This is a genomic window from Acidiphilium sp. JA12-A1, from assembly GCF_000724705.2.
Taxonomy (GTDB): domain Bacteria; phylum Pseudomonadota; class Alphaproteobacteria; order Acetobacterales; family Acetobacteraceae; genus Acidiphilium; species Acidiphilium multivorum.
Genome location: NZ_JFHO01000034.1, coordinates 19,460 through 33,479 on the forward strand (window position 1 = coordinate 19,460; position 14,020 = coordinate 33,479).

Annotated in this window: 13 protein-coding genes; 8 read left to right on the top strand and 5 right to left on the bottom strand. The window is 69.1% G+C overall.

Going from position 1 to position 14,020, the window contains the following annotated elements:
* The first annotated feature begins 15 nt into the window (after positions 1-15).
* Positions 16-894 (top strand): NAD(P)-dependent oxidoreductase, encoded by an 879-nt coding sequence (locus RT91_RS06790; RefSeq protein WP_007421551.1) that lies wholly within the window; start codon positions 16-18, stop codon positions 892-894.
* Between the two features lie 3 nt (positions 895-897).
* On the opposite strand, the gene RT91_RS06795 is transcribed toward RT91_RS06790, so the two are convergent.
* On the bottom strand, positions 898-1,659 hold the full coding sequence (locus RT91_RS06795; RefSeq protein WP_035186390.1) for an enoyl-CoA hydratase/isomerase family protein: 762 nt from the start codon (positions 1,657-1,659) through the stop codon (positions 898-900).
* A 293-nt stretch (positions 1,660-1,952) separates the two neighbouring features.
* Here RT91_RS06795 and pnp point away from each other — a divergent pair, with 293 nt between their 5' ends.
* The gene (gene pnp, locus RT91_RS06800; RefSeq protein WP_007421553.1) at positions 1,953-4,103 is read left to right on the top strand and encodes a polyribonucleotide nucleotidyltransferase; all 2,151 of its coding nucleotides are present in this window, start codon (positions 1,953-1,955) and stop codon (positions 4,101-4,103) included.
* A gap of 130 nt (positions 4,104-4,233) precedes the next feature.
* Here the strand turns inward: pnp and RT91_RS06805 are convergent, their stop codons facing one another.
* Both RT91_RS06805 and RT91_RS06810 read right to left on the bottom strand, forming a co-directional pair.
* Positions 4,234-5,448, bottom strand: coding sequence for an MFS transporter (locus tag RT91_RS06805; RefSeq protein ID WP_035186370.1), 1,215 nt, complete (start codon positions 5,446-5,448; stop codon positions 4,234-4,236).
* A gap of 31 nt (positions 5,449-5,479) precedes the next feature.
* The gene (locus RT91_RS06810; protein WP_007421555.1) at positions 5,480-6,121 is read right to left on the bottom strand and encodes a 2OG-Fe(II) oxygenase; all 642 of its coding nucleotides are present in this window, start codon (positions 6,119-6,121) and stop codon (positions 5,480-5,482) included.
* A gap of 121 nt (positions 6,122-6,242) precedes the next feature.
* Here RT91_RS06810 and RT91_RS06815 point away from each other — a divergent pair, with 121 nt between their 5' ends.
* Positions 6,243-6,617, top strand: a complete 375-nt coding sequence (locus RT91_RS06815; RefSeq protein ID WP_013639423.1) for a DoxX family protein — start codon at positions 6,243-6,245, stop codon at positions 6,615-6,617.
* A gap of 62 nt (positions 6,618-6,679) precedes the next feature.
* Here RT91_RS06815 and rpsU read toward each other — a convergent pair whose 3' ends face one another.
* Positions 6,680-6,883 (bottom strand): 30S ribosomal protein S21, encoded by a 204-nt coding sequence (rpsU, locus tag RT91_RS06820; RefSeq protein ID WP_007421557.1) that lies wholly within the window; start codon positions 6,881-6,883, stop codon positions 6,680-6,682.
* A gap of 218 nt (positions 6,884-7,101) precedes the next feature.
* On the opposite strand from rpsU, the gene def reads away from it, so the two are divergent.
* Together def and RT91_RS06830 are read left to right on the top strand one after the other, a co-directional pair.
* Positions 7,102-7,656, top strand: a complete 555-nt coding sequence (gene def / locus RT91_RS06825) for a peptide deformylase (protein WP_013639424.1) — start codon at positions 7,102-7,104, stop codon at positions 7,654-7,656.
* Entirely contained in the window at positions 7,656-8,312 is a 657-nt protein-coding gene (locus RT91_RS06830; protein ID WP_035186372.1) for a COQ9 family protein, read from the top strand. The genes def and RT91_RS06830 overlap by 1 nt, the downstream gene beginning before the upstream one ends.
* Here the strand turns inward: RT91_RS06830 and RT91_RS06835 are convergent.
* Entirely contained in the window at positions 8,281-9,471 is a 1,191-nt protein-coding gene (locus RT91_RS06835; protein ID WP_035186373.1) for a UbiH/UbiF/VisC/COQ6 family ubiquinone biosynthesis hydroxylase, read from the bottom strand. The genes RT91_RS06830 and RT91_RS06835 overlap by 32 nt on opposite strands.
* 294 nt (positions 9,472-9,765) lie before the next feature.
* Here RT91_RS06835 and RT91_RS06840 point away from each other — a divergent pair, with 294 nt between their 5' ends.
* The 3 genes from RT91_RS06840 (at position 9,766) to RT91_RS06850 (ending at position 13,984) form a co-directional block, all read left to right on the top strand.
* Complete coding sequence (locus tag RT91_RS06840) at positions 9,766-11,040, top strand: ammonium transporter (protein ID WP_240314223.1); 1,275 nt, start codon at positions 9,766-9,768, stop codon at positions 11,038-11,040.
* 123 nt (positions 11,041-11,163) lie between these two features.
* A complete protein-coding gene (locus RT91_RS06845) occupies positions 11,164-13,593 on the top strand; it encodes a DNA translocase FtsK (protein WP_011941487.1) in 2,430 nt (809 codons plus the stop codon).
* Positions 13,574-13,984, top strand: coding sequence for a hypothetical protein (locus RT91_RS06850; RefSeq protein WP_035186377.1), 411 nt, complete (start codon positions 13,574-13,576; stop codon positions 13,982-13,984). The genes RT91_RS06845 and RT91_RS06850 overlap by 20 nt, the downstream gene beginning before the upstream one ends.
* The last annotated feature ends 36 nt before the right edge of the window (positions 13,985-14,020 follow it).

Sequence of the window (14,020 nt, forward strand, 5' to 3'; positions counted from 1 at the left end):
AACAGGAGCACGGGTATGAGTCTGAAGATTGGCGTGATCGGTCTTGGCCGGATGGGAGCTGCGATGGCGGCGCGGTTGATCGAGCGCGGCCATCAGGTCTGCGGCTGGAACCGGACGGCGGCGCGGGCCGAAGCGATCCAGGGGCTCGCGGCCAAGGCGTCGCCGGCGGAGGTGGCCATGTCGGCCGATTACGTTATCGTGATGCTGCTGGACGAGACGGCCTCGCGCGCGGCCTATCATGGCGAGGGCGGGCTGCTGAGCGCCAATCTGCAGCAGGCCCTCGTGATCGACATGAGCACGCTGAAGCCCGCCGACATGCAGGCCAATGCCGAGGCGGTCACCGCGCATGGCGGGCGTTTCGTGGCCTGCCCCGTGGGCGGCACGGTCGGCCCGGCGCGGTCGGGCAAGCTGCTCGGCCTTGCCGGCGGCGATGCCGCGACGATCGACGCCGCGAAGCCGGTTCTCGACGAGCTGTGCGACCGGATGGAGCGGTTCGACACGCCGCAGGCCGCGGCGGCGATGAAGCTCGCGGTCAACCTGCCGTTGCTGGCCGCGTTCCAGGCGCTGGGCGAGGCCGCGTTGATCACCCGCGATTACGGGATTTCGCCGGAACGGCTGCTCGGCATCATCGGCAAGAGTTCCGGCGGCGCACCTGCCTTTGCCACTCGCAGCGCCGCGATCATCACCGAGATGGGCGGCACGCGCAGCGAGTCGGTCGGCTTCTCGCTCGAGGCGGTCGAGAAGGATCTCCGCTTGATGGACGAGGCGGGCGATGCCGCCGGCTTCAACCTGAAACTGGTCGAATCGGTCCGCCGCGCGGCGCATGACGCCGTGCGCGAAGGCTGGGGCGACCGCGACCTCGCGGCGCTGGCGGCCTTCAACCTCCGCGCCTGAAGCTCAGCCGCCGCGCTTCTTCGCCCGCAGCGCCCCCATGGCCTCGATGAAGGCCGGGTCGCGGTGCGCGGCGTCGAGGCCGGCGGCGAACGATTCGCCATCCAGCGTGCCGGCTGCGAGCCTGGCGATCGCCGCCTTCATGCCGCGCACGGCGAGGGGCGCATTGGCTTCCAGCCGGGCGGCGAGGGCGTCGACCGCCGCATCCAGCCCGTCCGCGGCTGCCAGCTGGGTCAGGTAGCCGATCCGCAGCAGGGTTGCCGCATCGATCGCCTGCGCCGAGACGAAGAGCAGGCGTGTCGCGTCCGGCCCGATCCGCTCGACCGCGCGGGCGAGCCCCGAGCGGTAATAATGCAGGCCGATCCGCGCCGCCGGCATCAGCAGTTCCATGCCGGTCACACCGATGCGGAAATCGCAGGCGAGGGCGAGATCGACCGCGCCGCCATAGAGATTGCCGTGCAGCCGGGCGATGACCGGCTGGGGCAGGGCGGCGAGCGCCGTGCCCACGCGGCCGATGCCGCCCGGCCCGTCCTCGGCATCGCCGGTGTCGCCGCGCGAGAGCGCATCGAGATCGAAGCCGGCGCTGAAGACCGGCCCGGCGGCCTCGAACACGACGACGCGGACCGATTCGTCTGCCGCGAGCGTGGCGCAATGGCCGAGCAGGACGGCAAGATCGTCCGCGCCGAGCCGGTTGCGCAGGGCGGGGCGGTTCAGCCGCAGCCGGGCGATGGCGCCGTGGCGTTCGAGAATCGGGGGTGTTTCGGTCATGCAGATCTCCTCCGTGCCCCCGCAGTAGCGGAGCGGCGGCATTTGGACTATAAGACCGCTGTGCGCCGCTGGCGCATCTTCAGCCGGGAGATCGTCTCCCGGTCGTGATCGGAACGGCTCAGATCGTTCGGTTGCGCGCAACGCCGGGGTCTCTTCGGCGTTTCCGGCCACATGGCCCGTGGCTGTGACGAGACATCGCCCACAGCCCGACCCATGCCGCCCGAGACGCCGCGTCCCGCACCGCGCCGCCGATGATGTGGCCGTCCCGGTCCTGTTGTTGCAAGGACCGAATGATGTTTGACAAGTATTTCCGCAAGGAACTCGACTGGGGCGGGCGCAAGCTCATCCTCGAAACCGGCAAGGTTGCCCGCCAGGCCGATGGCGCCGTCGTCGCCTCCTATGGCGACACCGTGGTGCTCGCCACCGTGGTCGGCGCCCGCTCGGTGAAGCCGGGGCAGGATTTCTTCCCGCTCACCGTGAACTACCAGGAGAAATTCTACGCCGCCGGCCGGATTCCCGGCGGTTTCTTCAAGCGCGAAGGCCGCCCGACCGAGCGTGAGACGCTGACCTCCCGCCTGATCGACCGGCCGATCCGCCCGCTCTTCCCGCACGGGTTCCGCAACGAGGTGCAGGTCATCGTCAACGTGCTCAGCCACGACCTCGAGAACGAGCCGGACATCGTCTCGCTCGTCGCCGCCTCGGCCGCGCTGACCCTCTCCGGCATTCCGTTCTTCGGCCCGGTCGGCGCCGCCCGCATCGGCTATATCGACGGTGAATACATCCTGAACCCGACCTCCGCGCAGATTGCCGAAAGCCGGCTCGACCTCGTGCTCGCCGGCACGGAAGAGGGCGTGCTGATGGTCGAGTCCGAGGCGCACGAGCTGTCGGAAGAAACCATGCTCGGCGCCGTCACCTTCGGCCATGCGGCGTTCCAGCCGGTGATCCAGGCGATCATCGAGCTCGCCGAGCATGCCGCGAAGGACCCCTGGCCGCTGGTCGAGGAGAGCGACGAGGAGAAGGCGCTGGCCGCCCGCGTCGACGAACTCGCCCGCGAGGGCCTGCGCGCCGCCTATGCCGAGCGCGAGAAGACCGCCCGCCACGAGAAGATCGGCGCGGTGAAGGCCGCGGTGCTGGAGACGCTCGCCGCCGAGGAGCGGTCGGTCGAGAAGGCCAAGGGCATGTTCAAGGAGCTCGAGGCGGACATCGTCCGCAACGCGATCCTCGACAACGGCATCCGCATCGACGGACGCGACACCCGCACCGTCCGCCCGATCCTCGCCGAGGTCGGCGTGCTGCCGCGCACCCATGGCTCCGCCCTGTTCACCCGTGGCGAGACCCAGGCCCTCGTGGTCGCGACCCTCGGCACCGCGCAGGACGAGCAGATCGTCGATGCGATCGAGGGCGAATACCGCGAGCGCTTCCTGCTGCACTACAATTTCCCGCCCTTCTCGGTGGGCGAGACCGGCCGTGTCGGCAGCCCCGGCCGCCGCGAAGTGGGCCACGGCAAGCTCGCCTGGCGCGCCATCCACCCGCTGCTGCCCGGCAAGGACAAGTTCCCCTACACGCTGCGCGTCGTCTCCGAGATCACCGAGAGCAACGGCTCATCCTCGATGGCGACGGTGTGCGGCACCTCGCTCGCGCTGATGGATGCCGGCGTGCCGCTGCCGCGCCCTGTGGCCGGCATCGCCATGGGCCTGATCAAGGAGGACAAGGGCTTCGCCGTGCTCTCCGACATCCTGGGCGATGAGGACCATCTCGGCGACATGGACTTCAAGGTGGCCGGCACCGAGGCGGGCGTCACCAGCCTGCAGATGGACATCAAGATCACCTCGATCACGCCCGAGATCATGAAGATCGCGCTGGATCAGGCGAAGGACGGGCGCCTGCACATCCTTGGCGAGATGTCCAAGGCGCTGACCGGCGCGCGCGAGGGCGTGTCCGCCAACGCGCCGCGCATCACCGTGATCAACGTGCCGAAGGACAAGATCCGCGACGTGATCGGCACCGGCGGCAAGGTGATCCGCGAGATCGTCGAGTATTCGGGCTGCAAGATCGACATCGAGGACGATGGCACGATCAAGATCGCGGCCACCTCGGACGAGCAGGCGCAAAAGGCGATCGACCGCATCCGCTCGCTGACCTCCGAGCCGGAAGTCGGCCAGATCTACACCGGCAAGGTCGTCAAGATCGCCGATTTCGGCGCGTTCGTGAACTTCTTCGGCGCGCGTGACGGCCTGGTCCATATCAGCGAGCTGGCGCAGGGCCGCGTCGCCCGCACCGGCGATGTGGTGAAGGTCGGCGATACCGTGAAGGTGAAGATGATCGGGCTCGACGATCGCGGCAAGGTGAAGCTGTCGATGCGGGTGGTCGATCAGGCGACCGGTGCCGACATCTCCGACCAGGTCGGCGCCAAGGGTGGCCGGCGCGAAGACGCCGCCGAGTAACGCACGGGCAATCCCCGGTCAGGTGGCAGCACCTGGCCGGATGCGCGTTGCGGACCGAGGACAGGAACGGCCCCCGTGCGATCGCGCGGGGGCCGTTTCGCCGTTCGGCCGCAGGGTCAGATCTGGGAGGTCAGAACCGGATCGTGCGCGGCCGCGCGGCCGCGAGGCCGAAGCCGAGCGTGGGCGCCTGCAGGATCACCAGGAACGCGACCGACGGCCACCAGTGGCCGCTGAGCGTGTGGATCACCCCAAGCCCGAGCGGCCCCGCGATCGACACCGCGTAGCCCACCATCTGCGAGAACGCCGACAGCGCCATGGCCTCGGCCGGGCCGCCGGTGCGCAGCACCATCAGCGTCAGCGCCAGGGGAAAACACGCGCCCTGGCCGATGCCGATGAACACCACCCACACCCAGGGGGCGGCGGCCGGCGCCAGCATCAGCCCGACATAGCCGACACTGACGATGGCGAGCAGACTCGCAAGCAGCAGCCGCTGGTCGCGGCTGCGGGTGGCGAGGCTCGGCGTGACCAGCGCCGCCGGAATGGCGACGAGGGTCGTCGTCGAGAGCATGATCCCGGCCATCGTCGGGTTGATTCCGTGGGCGTGCAGGATGGCCGGCAGCCAGGACAGGATCGAGTAGAAGCCGAGCGACTGCAGGCCCATGAACATCGTCACCGCCCAGGCCAGCGGGCTGCGCGCCAGCTTGCGGAACGCGCCCGACGTCGGCGTGTGGCTCAGCCGGTGGGCGCCATGGGCGAGCTGCGGCGCCCAGACCGCCGCCGCGACGATCGCCGGCACCGCCCACAGCCCCAGCGCGCCGCGCCAGGCGAAGGGAGTGGCATCGGCAACCGGCACGCTGACCGCCGCGGCGACCGAGGCGATCGTCGTCATCACCGTGGTGTAGCAGCCGGTGACGAGCCCGACGCGGGTGGGAAAATCGCGCTTGACCAGCCCCGGCAGCAGCACGTTGCCCATCGCGATCGCCGCCCCGCCCATCACCGTGCCGGCGAACAGCGCCGCCGCTCCCCCGAGCACGCGGATCAGCAGGCCGGCGGCGAGCAGCACCAGCACCGTCATCATCGCCGCCTCCAGCCCGATCCGCCGCTGCAGCATGATGCTGACCGGCGCGAGTGCCGCGAAGCAGACGACGGGGATGGTGGCGAGCACGGTGAGCCCGAGCGGCCCGAGGCCGAGGGCCGTGCCGATCGGGGTGAGCAGCGGCGAGACCGAGGCCAGCGCCGCGCGCAGGTTCACCGCGATGAGCAGGATCCCGGCAAAGAGCAGCAGGTTCCGAAAGGGGCTGTCGGCGGCGGCGGTGGCCGTCGTTGTCTTCGTGTCTGGGGCCATGGGTGCGATGCGGCGGCGGGGCCGCAGCCTTTCAGGCGGCTGGCAGGAGGCGCTTGACCAGCGCCGAAACGCGATGCCGGCGCATTTCGTAACGCGCCTTGGCATCGGTCGTCATGTAGTTCATCTGCACCGTGTAGCGCTTGCCGACATAGGTGCGGTGGCCGTGCCAGGTGGTCGGGCCGTTCGGGAAGACGAGCAGCGTGCCGTCGACCGGCGGCACCTCGACCGCGTAATCCTCGAGATCGTCCGGCCCGCGCAGCAGCCGCAGGCATCCATCCTGCCGCGCCCAGGCCTCGCTGGCCGGGTTGAGATAGAGCAGGATGGTCACCCGCTTGGCGATCGAATCGCAATGGATCTTGCCGTCGCGCGCATCGGTGCGGCCGCGGAGCGTCAGCATCACCGGCGCGCCGTCGAGGTCGAGGCCGAATTTGCCGGCGATGATCTGCCGCATCCGCTCGCCCTTCATCTCGTCCATCAGCTGCGCAGCGTTCGGTCCGAGCCTGACGGATTCGATCGGAAAGCTGCCCCGCGCGCCCAGCGGCGGCAGGTCGGCGACCACGCTGGTCAGGCGTTCCGGCCGGACGAAGCCGCGCATCACGAGATGCGGGAAAGGGTCGGCGGAGGTCTCGGTCGCGGCAAGGCCTTCGAAATCGACGACGGGGCTGGCGGTCATGGTGGCGTTCCGTTTAACAAGCGGCGGGGCGACGTGCCCACGGCAATGATAATCTAGAAATCACAACTTACAGGGTCTGGGTCGAAAGAAAACCATGCAGCGCGGCATATCGGATCTGGGAATGCTCGCCGGCAGGCTGGCGCTGGCGCTACTCTACGTGCAGGCGGGGTGGAGCAAGGTCGTGCACTGGCCTGGAATCGTGCATCTGCTCACCCATCTCGACGCCCCGGCGCCGACGCTCGGCGCGGTGATCGCCGTGGTCTGCGAACTCGGGGCCGGCGGCCTCGTGATGCTCGGGCTGCGGACCCGTCCGGCCGCGATCGTGCTGATTCTGTTCACCATTGCCGCCAACTGGCTGGCGCACCGCTTCTGGCTGATGCAGGGCCAGGCCGCGGCGGCGGCGGAAATCCAGTTCTTTCTGGATTTGGCGATCTGTGGCGGCCTGCTGCTGCTGGCCTCCGCCGGGCCGGGGCGCTTCTCGCTGGACCGCCGCTGAAACGACAAAGGGCGCGTGCCCATAAAGGCCGCGCCCCTACTCGTCGCGCTCACGTGGAGCGATCAGAACCCTTCGCGCTCGATCCGCTTGCGCTCCATCTTGCGGGCGCGGCGAACGGCTTCGGCCGCCTCGCGGGCACGGCGCTCGGAGGGCTTTTCATAGTGCCGGCGCAACTTCATCTCGCGGAACACGCCTTCACGCTGAAGCTTCTTCTTGAGCGCCTTCAGCGCCTGATCGACATTGTTGTCACGAACGAGAACTTGCACTTGGCCAGATACTCCAGAACGGTTGAACGGTTTGCGTTTAGTCTAGCAGATGAACGCCAAAAAGCCGCACCATTTCCGGCGCAGCCGTCGCCCATGCCGGGATTGCCCCGTCATTCCCTCGCCTTATAGCAAAATCCTCGCGCTTGCCAACAGTCTTGTCGGGGCTGGCAAGCGCAATCCCGCTTTGCGATCCGGCGGAATTGCGCCATGTGTCGGGCATGGCGCTTCTGAAACTGGCCCGGCTGGGCCATCCCGTGCTGTTCGCGAAGGCCGAGCCGGTCGCGGATCCGGCCGCGCCGGAGATTGCCCGCCTGTTGCACGACATGGCCGAGACGCTGGCGGATGCCGGAGGCGTCGGCCTTGCGGCGCCACAGGTGCATGTGCCGCTGCGGCTCTTCATCTATCGGGTGCCGGAGAGCCGCGCCGGCGGCGGCGAGCATGATGGCCCGCGCGGTCTTTCGGCGGTGATCAATCCGGAACTCGTCCTGCATCCCGGAGAACCGGTCGAGGACTGGGAAGGGTGCCTGTCGATTCCCGGCATGAGCGCGCTGGTGCCCCGCGCCGCCAGACTGACACTGCGCGCCATGGACGCGACCGGCGCGCCGTTCAGCCGGGAGGCCGCGGGGTTTCACGCCCGCGTGATCCAGCACGAGGCCGATCATCTGGACGGCATTCTCTATCCGCAGCGCCTGCGCGACCCGCGGCTGATGGGATTCAACGAGGAAGTGGCGCGGTTCCGCGACGAGATCGCGCGCGCCGCAGGAGAGTTGTGATGAACGAGACGGCGATGACCGGCGAGGACGAGGTCCGCGCGGATGACGATGCGCTTCTGCGCGCCCTGGTCGAGGAGGTGCCGTTCGATGGCTGGACGCGCACCGCCCTGCGGCGGGCGCTGGCGCGGCTCGGCCGCGATCCCGACGAGGCGGAGCTGCTGTTCGAGGGCGGCGCGCCGGCGATGATCGAGGCCTGGACCGCGCTCGTCGACCGGGACATGGAGGATGCGGCCGGCACGATTGCCGAAACCCGGCTTGCGGCGCGGGTGCGGGCGCTCATCCTGCTCCGGCTCGATCGCGTGGCGCCGCATCGCGAGGCGATCCGCCGCGCCCTCGCCATTCTCGCCCTGCCGCGCAACGCGGCGCTGGCGGCGCGGATCACCGGCCGCACGGTGGATGCGATCTGGCATGCGGCGGGCGACCGCTCCGCCGATTTCTCCTGGTATACGAAGCGGGCGATCCTTGCCGCGGTCTATTCGACGACGCTGCTCTACTGGCTGCGCGATGCCTCGGAGAACGGGGAGGACACCAGGGCGTTCCTCGACCGGCGGCTGGCCGGCGTCGCGCTGATCACCCGCACCCGCAAGCGCCTCGAATCGCGGCTTGCCGGGCTGCGGCGCGGCCCTATGCGCGAAGACCCATCGCCGTCCGCATGAAGCGGCGCTTGAGCCGGGGCATCCGGTTCACTGCGGCGAGCCCGAGATCCCGCGCAAGCCGCACCGGCGGCAGATCAGTGGAAAACAGCCGGTCGAGCGCATCGGTCGCGGCCAGCATCGTCACATTGGCCGGCCGGCGGATGCGCTGGTAGCGCGCGAGCAACTCCGTGCTGCCGGGGTCGGCCGCCCCCTCGATCAGCCCGGCCAGGGCGATGCCGTCCTGCAAGCCGAGATTGAGCCCCTGGCCCGCGATCGGGTGCACCCCATGCGCCGAATCGCCGACGAGAACCAGCCGGGTCACATGATAGCGGTGGGCGTGCAGCGCCGAGAGCGGATAGGTCCAGCGCCGCCCCACCAGCCGGATGCGGCCGAGATGCGCGCCGAGCCGCCGCGCGACCTCGATGGTGAATCGCGGATCGTCCATTGCCGCGAGGCGCGCGGCATTGGCGTGGCTTTCGGTGAAGACGATGGCGGACAGGTGGGCGCCATCGGCATCGCTCATCGGCAGTTGCGCGAAGGGCCCGCCCGGCAGGAAGTGCTCGAGCGCCACGTTGTGGTGCGGCCGTTCGTGTTCCACGGCACAGACCACGGCGCTCTGACGATAGGGATAGCGGGTGACGGCGATGCCGGCCTCGGCGCGCAGCGTGCTGCCCCGACCGTCGGCGGCGACCACCAGGTTCACGCGATAGCTCGGCCCGTCGGCGATCGCGACCGTGGCGCCATCGGCATCGCGGGTGACGCGCGCGGTGGCCGGGGCGTGCAGGATCACCGCCGAGTCGGCGAGGGCGCGGTTGATCGCCATGCGCAGCGAGCGGGCTTCGACAATCCAGCCGAACGGCTCGTCGCCGACATCGCGATGATCGAAATCGAGAAACAGCGGCGAGGGCGGGCGGCCCGGCTTGCCGTCCGAGACGCGGATGCGTTCGATCGGGCAGGGCGGAAAGGGCAAGCGGTCCCATAGCCCGGCACGGTCGAGCAGGTCGCGGGAGCCGTAGGCGATGGCATAGGCGCGGCCATCGAAATCCGGATGTTCCATCGGCGGCAGCGCCGCCCGGTCGACGAGCACGACCCGCTGCCCGCCGGCAGCGAGGCGCAGGGCAAGCGCCGCCCCGACCGGCCCCGCCCCGATGATTGCGACATCCGCTGTGTCGTTCGTCATGTCCGGCCTCCTGTGATGGCCGGAATGTCGCATCTGCGGGGAATCCTGCAAGCCATGCCCGCGCTGGCCTGCCGGCGTGTTGGGTCATGACCGAGGCTGGTTCTCAATACGATGAAATTTTAGGCAAAAATTGCATCATTTGAAAACTGATCCATCCGGTCATGATTAAACATGCCGATTATTCGCGCTTTCGGGTGTTGGCACAGTCCGTGCATTCCTGCCTGCATCGCTATAACGCACATCGCAGAGCAGGAAGGACATCGGCGAATGAAGAGACGATTGCTCATAGGGAGCATGGGCACTTTCCTCGGGATCATGGGCTGGAACGCCGCGGCCTTCGCGGATACGGCGCCGAAGCTGGATTCGGGGGACACGGCCTGGATGCTGACGTCCTCGGTCCTGGTGCTGATGATGACGGTGCCCGGCCTTGCCCTTTATTATGGCGGCCTGCTGCGCCGGAAGAACATCCTGGCGATGCTGATGCAGTGCTTCTTCGCCACCGCGCTGATTTCGGTGCTCTGGGTGGTGATCGGCTACTCGCTCGCCTTCACGAAGGGCAATCCGTTCATCGGCGGCCTGTCGCAGGTGATGCTGATGGGGGATGGCACGGGCACGCTGTCGGGCACGATTCCGGAGACGGTGTTCTGCATGTTCCAGGGCACCTTCGCGATCATCACGCCGGTGCTCATCCTCGGCGGGCCGGCCGACCGGCTCAAGTTCTCCTCGGCCATGGTCTTTCTCGGCGTATGGCTGATCGCGGTCTATGCGCCGATCGCGCACATGGTGTGGGGGCCGGGCGGATTCCTCGGCGGCCAGGGAGTGCTCGACTTCGCTGGCGGCACGGTGGTGCACATCAATTCGGCAACGGCGGGACTGATTGCGGCCATCATGGTCGGCAAGCGGACGGGATATGGCAGCGTCAACATGGCGCCGGCCGATCTCGGCTACACGCTGGTCGGCGCCTCGCTGCTCTGGGTCGGCTGGTTCGGGTTCAATGCCGGCTCGGCGCTCACCTCGGGCGGCCAGGCGGGCTATGCGATGATCAATACTCATCTCGCGACCGCCGCGGCGGTTCTCTCGTGGACGCTCGTGGAGTGGATGATCAAGGGCAAGCCGAGCCTGCTCGGCGCCGTTTCGGGCGCGGTGGCCGGCCTCGTCGCCATCACCCCGGCCTGCGGCTTCGTGCCGGTCGGCGGGGCGCTGGTCATCGGCCTTGTCGCCGGCGTCGTCTGCTTCTGGGGGGTGACAGGGTTCAAGCGCATGTTCGGATACGACGACGCGCTCGATGTCTGGGGCGTGCACGGTCTCGGCGGCATTGCCGGCGCGCTGCTCACCGGTGTTTTCGCGGTGAAGTCGATTGGCGGCACCAACGGCCTGCTGGCCGGCAATCCGCACCAGATGGTGCTGCAGGCGGAGGGGATCGTCGTCACGCTGCTCTACAGCGGCATCGTCTCCTATGTGATCCTGAAGATCATCGACGTCACGATGGGTCTGCGCGTGTCGCCGGACGCCGAGCGCGAGGGGCTCGACATTTCCGAGCACGGCGAGGTGCTGCAGCACGGCTACTGATTTCGCCGCGCTGCGGGATCGCGGAAATGGCCGGAGCGGTGCTTCCGGCCATTTTCTTTGTCAGATCAGGGTGATTCGGGTTATAGTTCACGCCACGCCGCATTTCCGGAGCCTGACCGAAGCATGTCCGCGACCACCGAATCCCGCCAGTTCCTCTCGCCGGCCCTGAAGGCGCGCTTCGTTCGGCACCTCGCCGAACTCGGGGCGCTCTGCGCTGTCCTGGCCGGCCTGACGGTGCTGGTGTCGCTGGTCTCGTATCATGCCGGCGATCCGTCGCTCGACACGGCCTCCAGCCTGCCGCCGCAGAATCTCGCGGGAAGGTTCGGCGCGATCCTGGCGGACCTGCTGCTTCAGGGCTTCGGCGTGGCCGGCGCGCTGCCGGCGCTGGTGCTGCTGGCCTGGGGATTCGTGCTGGTGAATCGCGGCGAGATCACGCGCTGGCGGCTGCGCGCGCTGGCCGCCCTGCTCGCCATGCCGTGCCTGGCGAGCATGTTCGGCGTGTTTCATGCGCTGAATGCCGCCTTCGCGCCCGCATGGCCGGTGGCGGCCGGCCCCGGCGGTGCGATCGGCGCGCTGCTCGGCGGTTACGGCGCCGTCGTCGCGCATTCCGCGCTCGGGGTGATCGGGCGCGTGCTGCTGCTTGGCCTTTCGGCTTTGATCGGCATCGCGGTGTCGGCCTTCGCGTTCGGCCTGACATCCGGCGAGTGGCGACTGGCCGGCCGGCGCGCCGCCGCCGCCGCCGCCGCTTCCGCCAAGCACGGCCAGCGCGCCGTCCGTGGCGCCGGTAACATGTCGGTCTGGCTGAGGGAGATTGTCGCCTCGCCGCCGATGAGCGACCCGCCGGCGGCAGACGACCGCTCCGCCCTGGCCATTCCCCGTGCGCCGGATGAGGCGATGGACCCATATGCCGATGAGGCCGGGCCGGCGACGATGCGCCGGGACGATCTTGTCGCGCAGCCCGCCGCTTCGGCGTCCGCCCCGCGGCTGACCCGCACGGCGCCGACGCGCAAGGCGCCGCCGCGCCAGGAACGCCTGCCGCTGCCCGACAGCCTCTGGCGGCTGCCGCCGCTCGAACTGCTCAAGCAGGCGCCGCCGCACGCCGCGACCGGACCCAATACCGAGTCGCTGCAGGCGAATGCGCGGCTGCTCGAGACCGTGCTTGGTGATTACGGGGTGCAGGGGCGCATCGTCGAGATCCGGCCTGGACCCGTCGTCACGCTCTACGAGCTGGAACCGGCCCCCGGCATCCGCTCCGCCCGCGTCATCGGCCTCGCCGACGACATCGCGCGGAGCCTGTCCGTGCTTGCGGTGCGCATCGCCACCGTTCAGGGCCGCAACGTGATCGGCATCGAGGTGCCGAACGCGAGGCGCGAGACCGTCTTCCTCTCCGAGCTTCTCGAATCGGCCGACTGGAACGCCACCACCGGCCGCCTCGGCCTCGCGCTCGGCAAGGATATCGGCGGCAAGCCTGTCATCGCCGATCTCGCGCGGATGCCGCACCTGCTGATCGCCGGCACCACCGGGTCGGGCAAGTCGGTCGGGGTCAATGCGATGATCCTGAGCCTGCTCTACCGGCTCTCGCCGGAGGAATGCCGGCTGATCCTGATCGATCCGAAGATGCTCGAACTGTCGGTCTACGAGGGGATTCCGCATCTGCTCGCGCCGGTGGTGACCGAGCCGGCCAAGGCGGTTGCCGCGCTCAAATGGGTGGTCCGCGAGATGGAGCGCCGCTATCGCGCGATGAGCGGCCTCTCGGTGCGCAACATCGCCGGCTACAACGAGCGGGTGAATGAGGCGCTCGCCCGCGGCGAGGTCGTCACCCGCCGGGTGCAGACCGGCTTCGATTCGGAAACCGGCCGGCCGATTTTCGAGGACCAGCCGCTGGCCCTCGAACCGTTGCCGCTCATTGTCGTCGTCATCGACGAGATGGCCGACCTGATGATGGTCGCCGGCAAGGAGATCGAGGCCGCGGTGCAGCGCCTGGCACAGATGGCCCGCGCCGCCGGCATCCATGTCATCATGGCGACGCAGCGCCCCTCGGTGGACGTCATCACCGGCACGATCAAGGCGAATTTCCCGACGCGGATCTCCTTCCAGGTGATCTCGAAATTCGACAGCCGCACCATCCTCGGCGAGCAGGGGGCGGAACAGCTTCTGGGCATGGGCGACATGCTCTACATGGCTGGCGGCGGCCGCATCACCCGCGTGCACGGCCCCTTCGTCTCCGACCGCGAGGTGGAGGATGTCGTCGCCTATCTGCGCGAGCAGGGCGAGCCCGACTACGTCGAGGCGGTGACCGAGGCGGTTGAGGACGATGCGCCGGCGATGCCCGGCCTTGCCGCCGCCGAGGGCGGGGAGGGCGGTCTTTACCAGCAGGCCGTGGCCCTGGTCGCGCGCGAGGGCAAGGCCAGTACCTCGTTCATCCAGCGCCATCTGCAGATCGGCTACAACCGCGCCGCCAAGCTGATCGAACAGATGGAGAAGGAGGGCGTGGTCGGCCCGGCCAACCATGTCGGCAAGCGCGAGGTGCTGATTGCCGGCGACCGCGACTGAACGCCTGCCGCCCGCCCTGATCGTGCATGATGCCGAGCATGTCGCCCGCGCTCTGGCGCCGGGCCGGCCGGTCACGCTGCTCTCGCCGCCCGGTTTCGCGCTTTATGCCGGCTGCCTGTGGTGGCGGAGCCTGCTGGCTTCGGAGCTGTTCACCGGCCCGGCGCTGCTCGATTGCGCCGACGCCGCCGGCCGCGCGCTCGAGGCGCTGCGAATCGGCCTGCGCGGCCTCGTTCTCGACCCTGCGACGCCGGCCTTTCCCCGCATCGCGGCTCTCGCGGATGAATACCGCGTAACCCTGCTTGATGCGCCGCCGCCGGCGCTCGATCTGGGGAACAGGATTGGCCCGGCCGCGCTCGCCGCCTGGCTGGACGCCGCGGACAATCCGGCTTAACGGCTTCCCGCCTGCCTTCTTTCAGACTGCATTCTT